At 53.3% G+C, this 16,833-nt stretch carries 12 protein-coding genes and 1 tRNA gene; 12 read left to right on the top strand and 1 reads right to left on the bottom strand.

The window, feature by feature from the left end; translation table 11 throughout:
* Together AC2FID_RS22095 and AC2FID_RS22090 are read left to right on the top strand one after the other, a co-directional pair.
* A tRNA-Met gene (locus AC2FID_RS22095) sits at positions 1-77 on the top strand.
* A gap of 539 nt (positions 78-616) precedes the next feature.
* Positions 617-2,356, top strand: a complete 1,740-nt coding sequence (locus tag AC2FID_RS22090) for an adenylate/guanylate cyclase domain-containing protein (RefSeq protein WP_496758758.1) — start codon at positions 617-619, stop codon at positions 2,354-2,356.
* A gap of 215 nt (positions 2,357-2,571) precedes the next feature.
* On the opposite strand, the gene AC2FID_RS22085 is transcribed toward AC2FID_RS22090, so the two are convergent.
* Positions 2,572-5,106: a cation:proton antiporter gene (locus AC2FID_RS22085; protein WP_496838733.1), complete on the bottom strand. Its 2,535-nt coding sequence runs from the start codon at positions 5,104-5,106 to the stop codon at positions 2,572-2,574.
* Between the two features lie 70 nt (positions 5,107-5,176).
* Between AC2FID_RS22085 and pyrE the strand changes: the two genes are divergently transcribed.
* The 10 genes from pyrE to mgrA all read left to right on the top strand — a co-directional run bounded on the left by pyrE (position 5,177) and on the right by mgrA (position 16,627).
* On the top strand, positions 5,177-5,893 hold the full coding sequence (gene pyrE, locus AC2FID_RS22080; RefSeq protein WP_496838731.1) for an orotate phosphoribosyltransferase: 717 nt from the start codon (positions 5,177-5,179) through the stop codon (positions 5,891-5,893).
* A complete protein-coding gene (locus AC2FID_RS22075) occupies positions 5,874-6,020 on the top strand; it encodes a hypothetical protein (RefSeq protein ID WP_496838730.1) in 147 nt (48 codons plus the stop codon). The genes pyrE and AC2FID_RS22075 overlap by 20 nt, the downstream gene beginning before the upstream one ends.
* A 58-nt stretch (positions 6,021-6,078) precedes the next feature.
* Positions 6,079-7,038, top strand: a complete 960-nt coding sequence (locus tag AC2FID_RS22070; protein WP_496838729.1) for a tetratricopeptide repeat protein — start codon at positions 6,079-6,081, stop codon at positions 7,036-7,038.
* Between the two features lie 454 nt (positions 7,039-7,492).
* Positions 7,493-11,092, top strand: a complete 3,600-nt coding sequence (locus AC2FID_RS22065) for an adenylate/guanylate cyclase domain-containing protein (protein WP_496838727.1) — start codon at positions 7,493-7,495, stop codon at positions 11,090-11,092.
* Between the two features lie 27 nt (positions 11,093-11,119).
* Entirely contained in the window at positions 11,120-11,377 is a 258-nt protein-coding gene (locus AC2FID_RS22060; protein ID WP_058274660.1) for a DUF4242 domain-containing protein, read from the top strand.
* Between the two features lie 119 nt (positions 11,378-11,496).
* Entirely contained in the window at positions 11,497-12,912 is a 1,416-nt protein-coding gene (locus tag AC2FID_RS22055) for an FAD-binding oxidoreductase (RefSeq protein WP_496838725.1), read from the top strand.
* 377 nt (positions 12,913-13,289) lie between these two features.
* Positions 13,290-14,087, top strand: a complete 798-nt coding sequence (locus AC2FID_RS22050) for a GNAT family N-acetyltransferase (RefSeq protein ID WP_496700054.1) — start codon at positions 13,290-13,292, stop codon at positions 14,085-14,087.
* Positions 14,088-14,414: 327 nt separating this feature from the next.
* A complete protein-coding gene (locus AC2FID_RS22045; RefSeq protein ID WP_496737577.1) occupies positions 14,415-14,684 on the top strand; it encodes an HlyU family transcriptional regulator in 270 nt (89 codons plus the stop codon).
* A 225-nt stretch (positions 14,685-14,909) separates the two neighbouring features.
* Complete coding sequence (locus AC2FID_RS22040; protein ID WP_496838723.1) at positions 14,910-15,434, top strand: cysteine dioxygenase family protein; 525 nt, start codon at positions 14,910-14,912, stop codon at positions 15,432-15,434.
* A gap of 125 nt (positions 15,435-15,559) precedes the next feature.
* Positions 15,560-16,627, top strand: a complete 1,068-nt coding sequence (gene mgrA, locus AC2FID_RS22035) for an L-glyceraldehyde 3-phosphate reductase (protein ID WP_083445396.1) — start codon at positions 15,560-15,562, stop codon at positions 16,625-16,627.
* The last annotated feature ends 206 nt before the right edge of the window (positions 16,628-16,833 follow it).

Below are 16,833 nucleotides of genomic sequence, written 5' to 3'. Positions count from 1 at the left end.
CGCGGGATGGAGCAGCCCGGTAGCTCGTCAGGCTCATAACCTGAAGGTCGTAGGTTCAAATCCTACTCCCGCAACCATTACTGTCGAACAAGCCGCCCACGGGCGGCTTTCGTCGTTCTGGGACGCCCCTAACGCCAGCAATCCCAAAAGTTCCCCAACCAACTCAATCGCATACTTCCATTCTTCAGGGTGCCGTAATCAGCAGCGAGTATAATAGAAGTGCTCGATCACTCCTTAGCCACGTTTGATAAACGCTGCCTCCATCCAGTTTTGCCTCCATCCAGCTTTCGACTACACTTGAGTAGCGCGTAAATTTCCGTATCCACACACGGCTCAGTGTTTCTTCAATCACTGGCGCAGAAAGGCCTTCGGTTCGCTCAATTTCGTCAAGGGCAGCGATGTCAGTGAAGCGCAGATAGCGACCGTTGCAAACCAGGTTGCATTCTGAGAAGCGGGCACTCTTTCTGAAACAACGAACTTCTGCCGTAATCCCGAAACGTTCGGCGGCAACGCCAGTAAAACCTTCGGCAATTTGTATTTGTGCGGTGTTCCCAGAAAGGTGTTGTGATGATCTTTCCCAAAGTTGAATATGACCTCCTAATCAGAGGTGTCATTTTTGGAACGCAAACTCGCCGCCATACTTGCCGCTGACGTTGTTGCATACTCTTCGATGATGATCGAAGACGAAGATGCCACTTTGATGCACCTCAAGACTCATCGCGAATGTGTTTTTGATCCCAAAGTCAGCCAATACAAAGGCCGGGTGATCAAGTTGATTGGGGATGGCACATTGGTTGAGTTTCCCTCTGTCGTGGATGCTGTTCGGTGTGCCATCGAGATCCAGAAAGATCTGGCGGTTCAAAACTCAGCGATAAAACTGCGCATCGGAGTGCATCTGGGCGACGTGATTGTTGATGAGGGCGATGTCTACGGGCACGGTGTCAATCTGGCGTCGCGCCTAGAAGCCGCAGCAAAAGTGGGCGGGGTTTGCATCTCTTCCATAGTTTATGAAAGTCTGGGAAACCTGATTGAAGAAACCTTTGAAGATGGCGGTGCCCAGCACCTCAAAAACATAACAAAGCCCGTCAAAATATACCATTTGGCACATGAAGGTTCTGAAAAATACGAGCCCAACCTAACCGGACGGGATAAGCCCTCAGTCGCGGTTTTGCCGTTTTCAAACGTAAGCGGCAATGCTGAGCAGCAGTTTTTCAGCGACGGCATTTCCGAAGACATCATTACCGGACTGTCCCGCTTTCGGACCTTGTTTGTGGTCGCGCGCAATTCGTCGTTTCGGTTCCGGGACTCAGATCTGGAGATTGGTGAAATCGCGGCAAAGTTGGGGGTACAATACCTTGTCGAAGGCAGTGTTCGAAAAGTCGGAAACAGAGTGCGCATTTCGGCTCAGCTGATCGCGGCTGACTCTGGAAAACATATCTGGGCTGAGCGTTACGACCGCGAACTGGAAGACATCTTTGCGGTTCAGGATGAGGTGACCCAAAGCGTCGTCGCGGTTCTTCCAGGTCGGGTTCAAAGCGACGTGGCCAACAATGTCTTGAACAAGCCCACAGACAAGATGAAGGCATACGAACTCTTGCTGCGAGGGAAAGCACTCCGAGACGGGTTGAACGCCGCCGACAACGCCACAGCCAAGGGATATTTTGAAAAAGCGCTGGCAATCGATCCCAATTACGCGCGGATCTATATGTATCTGGCCGATACCTATGTCGTCGACCTTTGGCTCGGTCTTGCCGACGCCGATGCGCCCTCCCAAGCATTGGAAATCGCGCGTCAGGGCGCGGCTTTGGACAACAAGGACGTCTATATTCAGGACCAACTTGGATATGCGTACCTATGCGCGGGCCTCTGGGATCAGGCCGATACGCAGTTTCAAAAAACACTGTCATTGATTGAAAATGAAGCGGAATCGATGGCTTGGTGCGGATATGGGTTTCTGTTGTTGGGGCAGCATGAAAAGGCCCATGAAATAGTTGTCGAGGCCATGCGACTTGACCCCCTGCATCCGCCTTCTCTCGATTGGATTATCGGACAGGTATATTTCTTTTTGGGTCGATATGATGACGCTGTCAGCAAGCTGATTGGCGAAGCACGGCTGAACTCATTGGCCGCTGCGTTTCTAGTGGCAGCATACGCGCACTCGGGCCGACAAAAAGAGGCGGAGTCCTCGTTGCAAGCCTTTGTCCGCCACCGCCGCCAGGAGTTTTCAAGCCGCGGGATGGCAGTTCCGGAAAACACGTTGATTGCTCTGGCCGGTGGCTTTCAACCAATGTGGCGCAATTTGTCAGATTGGGAACACATTGCCTCTGGTCTGCGCCAAGCTGGATTGGCAGAGTAGGCGACGCCCATTTTCTATGTCTTCGGTGATTGGTCGTTGCCAACTTCCGCTCCGGGTTGCGAGCTGCCGCTGAATGTACGAATTGTTGAGGGTAGTGTCGGTTTTTTCGAGTGAACAAGTCTCTGACAAGTGTAGACACTCAACAAAACAGAACCCGATTGGTGTCCGTGAACCAGCACTTTTGATTTCGCGGCTCCCTTCCAATTGAGAGCCTCTCAAGATTTGGTCCCTATTTCAGGGGATACCTCGGCCTCATCCAGATCCAACACCGCGGGGTCGATCATGCGCTTGTCAGCGCTCATCTTAACAGAGTTTCGCATGGCCTTGCTTCGCCGCAGCAAGCGCCGGAAACTTGCCTCGTCGAGCATAAGCAGCGTCGACGGTGCCAATGCCCGCACGTTTACGCGACGGGGCCGTTTCAATAACATGGCCAATTGCCCGAACATTTCACCACGACCCAGCCGCGAGGTGTGCCGGCCGAGTTCCACTTCAACAGCTCCGGAAGCAATGAAGAATACACTCTGGGCGAATTCGTCTTTGGAAATGATGGTATCACCCGCGTTGGCATATCGAGTACGCAGCGCCCGGCTGAGTTTCCTAAGCGAAGACTTGTCGAGATCGGAAAACAGTGGGAACTGCCGGACCAGATCCCGTCCTTTAAGAGTGATGTCCAACTTTGGACGTCCTTCAGATAACGTACGTCGCGTCGCCACTTCCTGCATCAACACGGAATAGAGTTCTTCGCCCACAAGGCCGTCTTCGCGCATGACCGCATATTCACGTTCTTCAAGGCGCAGCGCGGTTCGCTGGATGAATCGTCGCTCTAACTTTTCGGCGTAACCGGGAAATTGCAGTCTCAGACCATCAAGCGCCGTCTCAACCGCCTCGGATCGACGCGCCAACACTTCATCCAGCAATTCCGCAACCCGGCGGCCATGGATCCGGCGGATGCGGCCGCGGACGAACCCATCGAGGTCCTGCAGGATCAGACGTTGCATGAGCAATCTTTCGAACCTATCCGTTGTGATACGCGTGAGTGGGAACGAAATTCGAAGCCGGTTGTGCAGAAACACGGCGATCCGAAAAGATCTGCCGTAAACGACCGACCGATTTGATGCGCGCTGATAGCCGATCCGCCCGCCAGTCCGTGCGCCTTCAATGAGCCGATCCGCATCGGACAAAATCTTCTCACTCAGAACCGATGACATGGTGCGTTCTCGCATCCTGGCCAATACAGAGTCCCGCTCTGCACCGGCCAGCGCAATAAGACCAAGCGTGACCCGGTCACGATCCAGGATCTGCGCACTGTCTTCAGCGGCCTTTACGGCCTCGTCCAGGCGTTCACTAAACTGTTTGGCTTCGTTCCTGACGATATCGTGCGTCAGGTTATAGTTTTCTGCTGTGCGGGACATGTCCTCGCGAACCGATTGCAAGGCGACGGCGACCACCTGACGCGACAGGGCGGTATCAAGCGGAGAAAGCCTGTCGAGCCCCAGTTTTGTGATCACCATGCGCAAGGTTGTACCCTGAACAATCAGTGTAAACAGCGTAAAGCCAGTGGCCAGAATGCCGACCAGGCGCTTCGTCTCAAGCGGGATGTGCGTGCTTTCGGTGACTGCCAGAGCCAGAGCCAGCGTCACGGCACCACGCAGCCCACCCCACAGTATTGCGGTGCGATAGGGGCGTTCGACAGCAGGTGACAAACCGATTGCCGTAAGCAATGGCAGCAACCCGAACAGAATTGCCGCCCGTGCGAACATGGCGGCCAGAACCACCACAACCAGCAGGCCAAAGTCGGACGGCCGCACCTCTTCCAGCAATCGTGGTATCAGCAAGGCTGCAAGAATAAAGATCAGCGCGCCTGCCCAATGTGCCAGTAGGTCCCAAACTTCTTGCAGATTTGTCCAGGTGGCCGGTGACAAACGACCGGGGCCTGTGAGGTTGAGCGTAAGACCTGCAGCCACCACTGCGATGACACCCGAAGCTCCGACGCTTTGTTCTGCAACGATATAGGCGAGATACGGCAGAGACACGGATATTGAAATCTGCGCCATTTCCCAGCGGCCTACGAAAGCCATCAGCCAAACCGCCGTGCGCGCCATGAGCCAACCGGTGAGAACTCCACCTGCGATCAACAGCGGAAATTGCCCCACGGCTTCACTTAGCAGTGGATTGGGTCTCCCGAGCATGACAAAGCTCATGAATAGCCCGAAAAGAGCAATCGCAGCAGCATCGTTAAGAAGGCTTTCGCCCTCGATTATTCGCGACAGCCTGCGCGGTGCCGAAATCGACCGGAAAATGCTGACAACCGCTGAGGGATCCGTTGTCGATACAATAGCACCGATCAACAGACACGCGGCCAACGGCAGCGTACTTGCCCAACTGAGCGCATAGCCAATGGAAAGCGTCGCAACAATTACTGCCACAACGGCCATCATCAGGATGGGCATCCAGTCATCCAGCATCCTGCGCAGGTTCATGCCGAGTGTCGCCTGAAAGAGCAGCGTGGGCAGGAAAACATAGAGGAAGACGTCTGACCGGATCGGTAGATCGATAATTGCCTGCGCCCCCGGGTTCAATGCATCCGTCAGGTCTGTGTCGAGAAAGAACGTCGCGCCAAGCCCGATCACTATCCCCAGAACGGCGAGGATAACGCTGTAGGGCAGGCGCATTCGCGCGGCCAGCGGTTCCGCCACACCGATGACAACAAAAAGAGAAGTGATGATGGTCGTAATGACGACGATATCCATAGCTACGTATTACCTGAGAACTCGAGTAAGTGGAATCCACTCTTAAAGCCGGATCGACCACGTTGAATCAATGTGTGAGCTTTCAGATGCCCGGTTAGAGCCCTATCCGGCCGTTCACCACCATTTAGGTCGATTAAAACTAGGTGATAAATGGCAGTTGAGCGGGACATTACAGTCAATCCGACAACTAAGGGCTGACAGTGTTTTGCCGTTCTTCTACTTCTGGGGCGTTTTCAAGCTGGAGGATGCGATGATTAGTCTAAAGACATTTTCAAAACCTGAACTCGCCCGTCGTGTGGCCGACATTGCTACGCTTGAGGGCGAATTTTTGCTGCGCTCTGGGAAGATCTCGCACCGCTATTTCGATAAGTATCGGTTTGAAGGTGATCCGCTTTTGCTGAAGCCACTGGCGCAGGCGATGAGCTCCCTTTTGCCCTCGGATACGGAAATTATTGCGGGGCTTGAGCTGGGAGGTATCCCCTTGGTCACGGCGATTTCCCTTGAAACCGGGTTGCCAGCAGCATTCGTTCGAAAGGCGGCAAAGACCTACGGAACGTGTCGCGCAATAGAGGGCCAGGACATCGCCGGGAAAAAGGTAACGTTCATCGAGGATGTCATTTCCACGGGTGGTGCAGTTACTGAAGCTTATCAGCTTGCGGTGCAGGAAGGCGCTGACGTTCTCGCGGTCGTCTGCGCTATCTGGCGCGGAGAAAGGGAACTGACAATTCAGGGCGTTCCTACCCTTCCTGTTCATCCAGTATTTTTGCATGCTGAATTGGAGCGCTGAAGAACTGCTGGACCCAAAGATCTACTGGAACAAGGGGCTCAATGCAGCCATTCTCTGGGCCGGCATAGACGGGCAGGATGAGCCTTTAGCGGTCATTGCTCAGTGGCGGATATTGTCCGAGGTTTGAGCATGTAGATTTACCGATATCCAAGACACCCATGCCGCGACGGACATCATTCCTTTTGATGGCATCGGTTTTCGTTATCGGCGGCGCTTTGGGCGGCATGATTGCCCACTCAACCTTCAAACAACCAGTTACAGACCCAACGGTTGAGGATGAAAGCGACGACAGACAAGCACAGCTGACGCGACAGGCTGTCATGGAAAAATCCGCAGCATCTTTACAGGCTGTGAACTTTGCCGAACAGGCACGTGGCATGATCTTTCCTATCTTTGATCGACCACGACAGGAACTAATCAACAGCGTTTTTCAGCATGTCATAGAAACCGACCCAAACTACTTCGGCGGATATGCAGGTGCAGCCCAGACCCTTGCGACATTGGCTATACTGTCACCACGTGGACCCATCAGGGACGAGTTCGCTACACAGGCGGAAGCGATGGTACAAAAGGCCGTCACCTTTGGTCCGACCGAGCCTTGGGTTCAATCTGCCAAAGCATGGGTTGAGGTAGCTAAGGGCGACTATGACACCGCATACCACCTTTCATCTCGAGCCAAAGAAATGTCTGCGCAGGACGGGCACATATTGGATTTTCACGGCGCGGTCTCACTTTTCTCAGGGCGGTTCGACGATGCGATAGAAGCGGCGGACCGTTCGTACCTTAAGGGTCGGAGCAATCAGCGATTTGCGAGCCGCAACATTTTCGGCGCGGCCAACTACCACCTTGGAAATTATGAAAAGACGCTGGAAGGCTTTGAGGCCGCTACCGCCTTTGGCGACCCGGTAAGCGCGCCGTCATTGGCCTATCAGGCCGCTGCTTTGCAGAAACTGGGGCGGAGTTCGGAGGCTTCCAGAAAACTGCAAGAGCTCGAACGCAGTTGGCCCAACGCGCCACTCGACGTCATGTTCTACGGCATTTATCAAAACGCCGAACTTGCCGATGAACTGCTTGCGCCACTTGAAGAGCTTGGCTGGGTACCGAAAGCAGAGAAAGTTGGCGCCAACGAGGCAAACGCAGATTGATAGTGTTGAAGTTGGCTGGAGCCATCGACGTCATTTATTCGTTCATTTGTTCCTGTCGGGTCGGAGGCGGACGTCTGCCTCAATGGGCTACGCCGCAGCATTACTGAGCAATGTTGGAGGTCTGCTTTGGGCCGTTCGTTTAACTATGTTAAGTCCGGTTTCTGCGCATCGCAGACCATCGCGCCCTGAGCACCACTGGAAACTTTGGGCTCGATGCGGACCTTCGCTGCAGTACATCCGAACGACCACTCTGCGGACAAAGTTGCCTTTCGCGGCAGCGCAGCAAATGCACGCTAAGGGAGATCTACCTGCAATAAACCACTGCATTCTGAAAAGAGTTGGATCAGCAGGTGTCATTTCTGTCAAAGGCAATACAGACGTTTGGCCGCCAAAAAACAGCCCGTGTTTACAGCGTTTTCTTGATTAGCGCCTCGTATCTCAGCATGATCCCGTTATGGCGATTGAAATCGACAAATGGCTGGACGATCTCGAACTGGGACAATACTCAGACGCTTTTGCACGGCATGATATCGACGCGCGTGTACTACCACTGCTGTCAAACGACGACCTTAAAGAGCTTGGGGTTAGTCTGGGCCACCGAAAAATCATCCTGGCAGCGGTTCAGGAATTGACTGGCCAAAAGCACTGGTCTCAACCGCCACAAGCCGTAGACGCGGATGCAGGTGAAGTCGGCCGGGTCCCCATTTCGGATGAATCGCAAGGCGTGACCTTATCCGCAAGGAAGCCTGCTTCATTAGCGCTCGCAGAGAGGCGTCACTTAACAGTTTTGTTTGCTGATCTCGTCGCCTCGACTGAGTTGACTAACCGGTTTGATCCCGAAGACATGCGCGAACTGCTGCAGAGCTACCAGGATGCGGTTGCAGGTGCAGTTAGCAGGTATGGCGGCTACGTCTCGAAGTATTTGGGCGACGGTCTCCTGGTGTTTTTTGGCTGGCCGACGGCATATGAAGATCATGCAGTTCGGGCTGTAAAGGCTGGTCTTGAGGCCGTTCGGCGGGTCAGAGAGCTTAAAACACCTGACGGTGAGCGTTTGTCAGCCAGGTTAGGTATCGCGAGTGGCGACGTGGTAGTTGGCGATACGATCGGTGAAAACACCTACGAAGAAGGGGCCATGACGGGGCCAATTGTCAATCTGGCAGCGCGGCTTCAGGAACACGCAGAACCGAACTCAGTTGTTTTATCTGCTGAGGAGACCGAAGAAACTTTGCATCGGCTATTTGAGTTTACGTCTCTTGGACAAACCGAGCTGAAAGGTTTCAAAGAACCACGGACCCTTTTGACTGTCGTATCAGAACACAGCGCGGAAAGCCGGTTTCGAGCGTCTTATAGGGACGAAAGTGGCAGCGTCATGATTGGTCGCGACTACGAAAAAGGTATCCTTTTACAATCATGGCTGCGTGCGCAGAACAGTCAGGGAGAGGTTGTTCTGCTTGCCGGTGAAGCTGGAATCGGTAAATCGCGATTGGCGGAAGAGTTTCTCGCTAATGCCGTAGCGGCTAGCGAAGCTGATATTATCAGGCTGAACTGCTCTCCTTACCTTTCCAGTAGCCCGTTCCACCCCGTCGCCCAGAGGATTTCTCAGGATGCTGGTGTGGGGACAGATTTTGATGACGATCAAATTCTCGATCTTGTCAAAAAAATGTTGGAAAGCCGGGAGGGCTTGGAATGGGAAAAGGTTCTGCCCGTCTTTGCCGCGCTGGTTGCGCCTCACAGTGCTCTTGCCCGAAGCGTTCTCGATATGTCACCGCAGGAGCAACGTGACCTCACGATTCAGACGTTAATCCACACGGTTCAGGTACGCGCAAGCACGCGTCCTGTTATTCTTTGTGTTGAGGACGCGCATTGGATTGATCCTTCCACCCAAGCTCTTTTGGATCGCTTCAAAGCAATTTGCGCAGATCTGCCTTTGATGATTTTGATCACCCACAGGCCCGGCTGGGAACTTGCCCATGATGACGGCGAAGCGCACGTACATACGCTCCAGCTGCGTCGGTTTGATACGACCCATGTTTCGAACCTAGTTCTCAATGTTACCGGAAAAGCACCGGACGATGCGCTAATCGCCACAATCATTGAAAAGACGGACGGCGTGCCATTGTTCGTCGAGGAGTTGGCCCGGGCGATTGTTGAGGCGGGTGAGCACGGGCAAGTCCACATACCTTCGTCTTTGAAAGGCACATTGATGGCACGTCTTGACGCAGTCTCACCAGAGGCCAAACAAGTAGCGTTAACAGGAGCCGTCATTGGACGGGAGTTCGAGCCTAGCTTGCTGGCTTCCGCAATAGGTCTTGCCAGTGCGGAAATTCAATCTCGTATAGAAGAGCTGTCTCGAACGGGTTTGATCTTTGAAAGCGGGCACAATCGAGGGTATTTCGTTTTCCGTCATGCCCTTATTCGGGATACCGCCTATCAATCCATGTTGGGCTCAACCCGCAGGCAACAACACGCAAACGTGGCCCGTGCTTTGATGCAGTTGCGGTCAGCAGAGATTGAACGCCGGCCCGAGTTGGTTGCCCGCCATCTTTCAGAGGCCGAAGAATGGCGTGCTGCGTTCGACAAATGGCAGACGGCAACCGAAATGGCATTGGCGCGATCCGCCAGCCAAGAGGCGATGGTCAACGCTAGGGAAACACTCAAAGCGGCTGAAAATCTTGGATCTGACAACGGCGTCGAAACGATCAAAGCCAAAATCCTGATTGGTCGCAGCCATGACAGCCTGGGTCAGTTGCCAGAGGGGATAGCGGCTTTGAAAGAGGCCTCGGACGCCGCCCGTGGAATAAACGATGTGGCGCTCGCCGCTGATGCTGCGAACCATTTTGCGGACTCGTGTATGATGTCGAGTAAGAGACACGGCGAGGCCATTGAGCTTTGTGTTAGAGCTCTGAACGACCTTCCCGACGATGACGAAGTTCGGCAGTGCAGATTGATGAGCCAACTTGCACGGGCACATATGTTTGTCGGCCAGTTTTCTGAAGGCGCACGCTTTGGTCAGCAATCAATGGAACTGGCCGCGAAACTGGGGGACTATAAATCCCAATTCTCAGTGATGATGATGCATTTTGGGGCACCATTCGTCGCACGCAAAGGAAGAGAGGTACGTCATTGGCGTGAAAATCTTGATGCGATGCATCGAGCGGCCGAAAACCTGGGGAGTATTGATCAGGGCCGGGACCGAACACTTAGTCTTTTTGTCGGGGCCGAAATGGCCGACCGCGACTTGATGGATCATTCACTCGAATTGCTGACGGAGATTTCGGAAAAGGACAACCATCTGCAACTCTACTGGGTACAGAAACACGCACGCGCCATGGTTGCAATTATGGATGGCAATTTTGAGCAGGCGGAGATGCATGCCAACGAAGCGGTGAAAATCGGTCGACAGACACATGGAGAACATGTTGAGGGCGTCTTCGGTGTTCAGATGTTTACCATCCGCCGCGAACAAAACCGGTTGCACGAAGTTGCACCGGTGATCAAGAAGCTGATGACGGATAGCCCGGAAGACATTTCCTGGAAACCAGGATTTGGCCTTATTGCCGCCGAGTTGGGATACAAGGAACCAGCTGAACGCATACTGAATGAAATGGCAGAGAATGGCTTCGATCTTCCCCTTGATGCTATGTTTTCAACTACTTTGTCTTATCTCGCTGACATTTGTGTCGCAGTCGAGCATCTGGGACATGCTGAGACCCTCTATGAAATGCTGACCCCATACGAAGAGCTAACGATCACCGCTGGGGCCACAACAGTTTGCGCCGGGGCGGCTGCAAGACGTCTGGGCAATCTGGCAGCGGTGCTGAAAAACTGGGACGCCGCTGAGAGGATGTTCCATAAGGCCATCGAAATAGACACGCGCATGAATTGCCCACCGTGGATTGCGCACAGCAAGGCAGCGTATGCATCCGCGCTAAGGCAACGGGGTCGCACGAATGATTTGAAACTAGCGTTTCAACTAGAAGGGGAAGCGTTGGCAATTTCACAGCAATTGAGTATGGTTTTCCTTAGGTCAAAGCTCGAGGGAGTAGCTGTTTAAAGTCATTTACATGCTTGGGGGAGCATTATGCCAAGGTACATAATTGAGAGAAATTTTGCCGAGCAGCTGAACGTCAGCGACGACGACAAAATTCACATCAAAGAGATCAATGACGAAGTCGGGGTCGAGTGGATTTTCTCGTTCCTCAGCGCAGACAAGCGCAAAACATACTGCCTGTATGAGGCCCCCGACGAGGAAAGTCTCAGAAAGGCGGCCGAGCGCCTTAACATCCCAGCCGATGTCATAACACCCGTGGATCAGATAGATCCCGGAATATTCGCCTGAATATTCGCAGTTCAAACACCTAAACCGAGGCGATTCCTCTGCGGGGCAACGCGTCGGAAGTCACAACTACATGAGGCAGCCGCGCAAGAAGCCTGACCTGAAAACAGGGAGGCTTATGCATGTACGACATAAAAACACTCGACGGAAACACGGCAACTGTGGGTCAAGACGCTTTGGATGCGCTTAACTCCTCGCTTCGCGGAGGCGTCTACTTACAAGGCACTCCGGAATATGAAGGCGCAAGAACAACATGGAACAGCATGTTCGAACGTCACCCTGGGTTCGTGATCCGCGCGATGGGGGCGAGCGACGTACAGAAAGCTGTAAACTTTGTTAGAGACGCCAACCTCATAATGTCAGTCCGATCAGGTGGGCATCAAATTGCAGGGCACGCCGTTGCTGACGAGGCAGTATTGCTCGATCTGTCCCAGATGCAATCGGTACACGTGGACCCTGTCAACAAGACTGCTCGGGTTGCTCCGGGTGCATTGCTTGGCGATGTAGATCGCGAAACCCAGGCTCATGGGCTTGCTGTCCCTGTCGGCATCAATTCGACAACTGGTATCGCTGGTCTGACTCTTGGTGGTGGCTTTGGGTGGACGACGCGGAAGTTCGGAATGACGATCGACAATCTTCTGTCGGCAGAAGTTGTCACGGCAGATGGGGCGATAGTCAGCGCCTCGCCCACAAGCCACCCGGAGCTCTTCTGGGCCATCCGAGGTGGAGGCGGCAATTTCGGCGTCGTGACCTCATTCGAGTTTCAGTTGCATGATCTTGGGCCCGATGTTCTGTCCGGCCTGATCGTTCACCCGATCGAAAAGGCGCCAGAGCTGCTTGCGGAATTCGCAGCCATTGCAGATGATTCACCCGATGAGCTGACCGTCTGGAGCGTGATGCGAAAAGCTCCTCCTCTCCCGTTCCTACCAGAAGAGTGGCATGGGAGAGAGGTGCTGATTTTTGCGGCTTGCTACAGTGGTCCTATAGGCGATGGTGAAAAAGCCATGTTGGGTTTGCGCGCGCTAGGAGAACCGATTGCCGACGTCATCTCACCTCACAAGTTTGTAGACTGGCAAGCAGCATTCGACCCTTTGCTTACACCGGGCGCTCGGAACTATTGGAAAAGCCATGATTTCGACGCGCTTTCCTCGGAAGCAATCACAGGACTTCTCGAGGCGGTTTCCAGCCTTCCCGACCCTGCTTGCGAAGTATTTATAGCGCATGTAGGTGGCGCAATGGCACGCATTGAACCAGACTCAACAGCTTATCCGCAACGATCAGCACACTTCATAATGAATGTTCACACACGATGGGAAGACCCAAACAAGGATGGTGAGTGTATTGCGTGGGCGCAAGGACTTTATGATCAGATGCGGCCTCATGCGACCGGTAGCGCGTATGTAAACTTTATGCCCGAAGACGAAGCGGAACATATGGCTGGTGCATACGGCCTAAACAGCGGGAAGCTTTCGAAAATAAAGGGCAACTATGATCCAAAAAATCTGTTCAGGATCAATCACAACATAGTGCCTGAGTAGGGCCATCCGATTTAGAAAGACTGATCTGTATGGACGCATAGAGTTTATGCTTGAAATTTGACAACAAATATTTGGTTGTGCATTCAGACCACCCGATATTTTTCATGTCAAAAATGCCGATACTGTCATTGCTACTGTCAGGCGAATGCCGTGTTCCGCTGCGGCGGCAAGGGCTTTGCTGAACATTTGACCGCTTTGGGCTCAATGCGGTCGTTTGCTAAATTTTCCCGAGAGACCGCATTGCGGACATAGCTGCCATTCGCCCTTTCCCAAAATCCTCTTTGTGTCGCAGTCTTGCGCGTGACGTCCGCTTGACGACACGACCCCTATCAAACGATCATCTCCGAACTGTCATGTGGTACTTCGAGGAAAATCTCATGGAAGTATTCGGAAGTGAAGCACAACGACGCATGTCAACCATGGGCGAGCATCTTATGCAGCTGTTGGGTGATGACCCTCGGTTTTGTAGCCATGGGCGTGGTATACAGATTGCCAACGAATATAGCGGGGCGTTGGATGATGCCGTCGCAATGGCCCGAATTCTTGGCATCACGGCGATAGAAAGCATACCGCGTGAGGAGGTTGCGTTGGCGCGCGAACGAATTGAAAGCGAGGGTTTAAAGACCGACACGATTGCTTGCTATCTTGGCGGTCTGAACTGTGTCGAAGCCGCTCGGCAAGTGGTCGCAACTCAGGCGTTGCCCGAAGATTTATCCATACGAGTGATTGATCGTAGCTCTCCGCCAGAATGGCTTGAAGCTTTCGCAGAAGTCGCGTTGAGCCACGGTGTTTTACCGCCAATAGGTCCGGTGATGCGCGGATTGTCTCGGCCCGGATTTGCTATGGTCGTCGTTGATAAATCAGGTGCCCCAGTCGCAACTGCGGGTTCAGTTCTGTGTCATCCCTCCAGCAGTCGGCTGCGTAGTCGCGCACAATGGGGGCAGCTCTCGACCAAACCTGAACGCATGGGCGAGGGCATTGCAAAAGTCTTGGGGGCGATAGCTCTAATTCACTCGCATGAAAAGCTTGGGGCCACAGGGTTCAAGACAGGCATCGCTCCGGGCAACATTCCTTCTGCACGGCTTTGCGAAAGACTTGGCTTGGAGGACAGTGGAAGCGACATAGTCGCGATCATAGACCCTCTCGTATACTCAGAAGATCGGTTAACCAAGTGACCCATCCGGCTGTCTATGGTCGCATTGTGTAATCAGTGCTGCCAAGAGCCTGAGTTAGTTCCTTAAAATAGGTAAAACGGGGTAAACTCTAGTCTCATTTGGGCTCAAAGCGGTCGTCGGCGGCGGCGTGTAAGAATGGCGGTCTGGACAGTCTTACAAGGGAGCGTGGTGTGGGGAATGGACTTCTACCGCGGATCTGGACGTACTAGGCAACGCAAGGAGCGTGCCAACGGATCGAAGGCAAATGTTGTGATAGCACGACATGCTTCACGCCTGTCCTAAGCGGCGCTAGTCTCCCGTCATAGCAACGCTGAAAGGAGCCGCCCAATGTCCCTCTTCTCTAAACTCTTCGGTGGTGGTGAAAAGTCGGAGCTGGAGCCAGTCTCTTACAGAGGGTTCGAAATCTTTCCGGACCTTATGCCCGAAGGTGGCAAGTACCGCCTTCTAGCCCGTATCGAAAAGACCATCGGCGGAAATCGCAAGACCCATACAGTGATCCGGGCGGATGTTTTTGAGACCCGGGATCAGGGCGAAAGCTTCAGCATCGCAAAGGCGAAACAGGTGATCGACGAGCAGGGCGAACGCATTTTCGATTAAGCAAACAGACAGCCTAATATATGCGATGCAATCGACGGATGGTTCCGCAAATTAGACATCCGCCCCGATCTGGCGAAAGAACGCTAAGCAAGCCAAGCAGTCATTGGAAGTCTTAGATGCCCGATCCATGCAGCTACAATCTGGGTCCCAATTTCGTCTATTTTACAGCATGTGCTACCCTGTTGCATTTATCGTATGCAATTGGGGGCTGAAGATATGTGGAACATGGAACAGTTTGTAGCGGACTGCCGGACCGCAGTAGATCAGGACGCGTCTCACAAATCGGTGGCTGAGGTGGTGGACCGGGCGATGCGCGATCCCGCGGGCGTGACGCAAGCCTTGGGAGAGCCGACCGAAAGCGGTATCTTTCCCATTTACAAGTCAGGTGATCTGACAATCGTCAACGTCGTATGGAAGCCAGGAATGACCATAATGCCCCACAATCACGAAATGTGGGCCGTGATCGGTATTTATGGTGGTCGAGAAGATAACATTTTTTGGCGGCGCGTAGCAGATGACCCTAACGGACGCATTGAAGCGGCGGGGGCTCAAGCATTGTCGACGGGTGAATATGCTCCCCTTGGTAAGGACCTCATTCACTCGGTTACAAACCCTATCCCCAAGTTGACCGGAGCAATCCACGTATACGGCGGGGATTTTTTTGAAGCTGAGCGGAGCGAATGGGATCCTGAAAACCTGACGGAACATGCCTATGACATGTCGAAGGTTCGCGCGTTATTCGAGGACTAGTTTGCAGTTTGACAATTTGCGCTGGCAATGCCTGAGGCATGTTCCGTCTATACGGCAGGCTTCGCTGATTGCCGATTACTATCTCGTTGAATTGACACGGGGTGATGATCTCGGATTATGGGCAGATGAGCAAATTACAACGCCCCCCGAAGCCTCGGCCACGCCCATTTCTTCCTAATCCGGACCGCTACGAGCAAATGGTCTATCGCCGTTGTGGGCAGTCTGGCATAAAGCTACCCGCGATAAGCCTTGGGCTATGGCACAACTTTGGTGGGGATACCCCGCACCAGACAAAGCGCGATCTCTGCCGCACTGCTTTTGACTTGGGTATAACGCACTTTGATTTAGCAAATAACTATGGCCCGCCGCCGGGATCGGCGGAAGAAGCATTCGGTGAAATTTTAAAAACTGATTTCGCAGGCTATCGGGACGAACTCATCATATCTACCAAGGCAGGGTATGATATGTGGCCGGGCCCCTATGGGGAGTGGGGATCACGAAAGTATCTTGTGGCCTCTTGTGATCAGTCGCTCAAGCGGATGGGGTTAGAATACGCAGATATCTTTTATTCCCACCGTTACGATCCAGATACCCCTCTGGAAGAAACTATGGGGGCCTTAGACTATATAGTGCGCTCTGGGCGCGCACTTTACGTCGGAATTTCAAGCTACAACTCGCAACGAACGCGCGAAGCGCTGGCCATCTTGAAAGACCTTGGCACGCCGTGCCTGATTCATCAGCCGTCGTATAACCTACTCAACCGTTGGGTTGAGCGGGACGGGCTGTTGGATACGCTTGACGAATTGAACGTGGGATCGATTGCGTTCACGCCACTTGCCCAGGGTATTTTGACATCGAAGTATCTGAACGGCATTCCCGAAGACAGTCGTGCGACCCAAGGCAAGTCTCTATTGGACGGCATGATCAACGAACGTTCATTGACGAGTGTCAGGGCTCTAAACGATATAGCGGCGTCACGCGGTCAATCATTAGCTCAGATGGCGCTTGCTTGGGTGCTGAGAGGTGACCGGATTACGACAGCCCTTATTGGCGCTTCGCGTCCTGAGCAGATCGTGGATTGCGTAGGTGCGGTCCAGAATTTGGAATTTACCGAAGCGGAACTCGCTAAGATTGACGAGGTAAGCTCGGAAGAGGAAATCAATCTCTGGGCGCGATCCTCGGAAATTGAGTAAGATTGTTGACCACTGATTTTTGGTGCTAGCAGGTTCTTCTGCTTAATCGCATGGCGTTTCTGCTTTGGGCTCGAAGCTGTCATTCGCTGCGCTCGGCATGAGTATCCGCTTTGCGGACTTTCCCGTCATTCATACGGCTTTGACTGGCGCTTCCGACCCAGAGCTGCCCTTGGATAAGGCCACGGCGATCGGCAGGAGTAATCCCA

The sequence above is a fragment of the Ruegeria sp. CDSC068 genome (genome assembly GCF_059610545.1).
The sequence above is the reverse complement of the archived record's forward strand: the minus strand, read 5'-3'. Positions and strand labels throughout refer to the sequence as shown.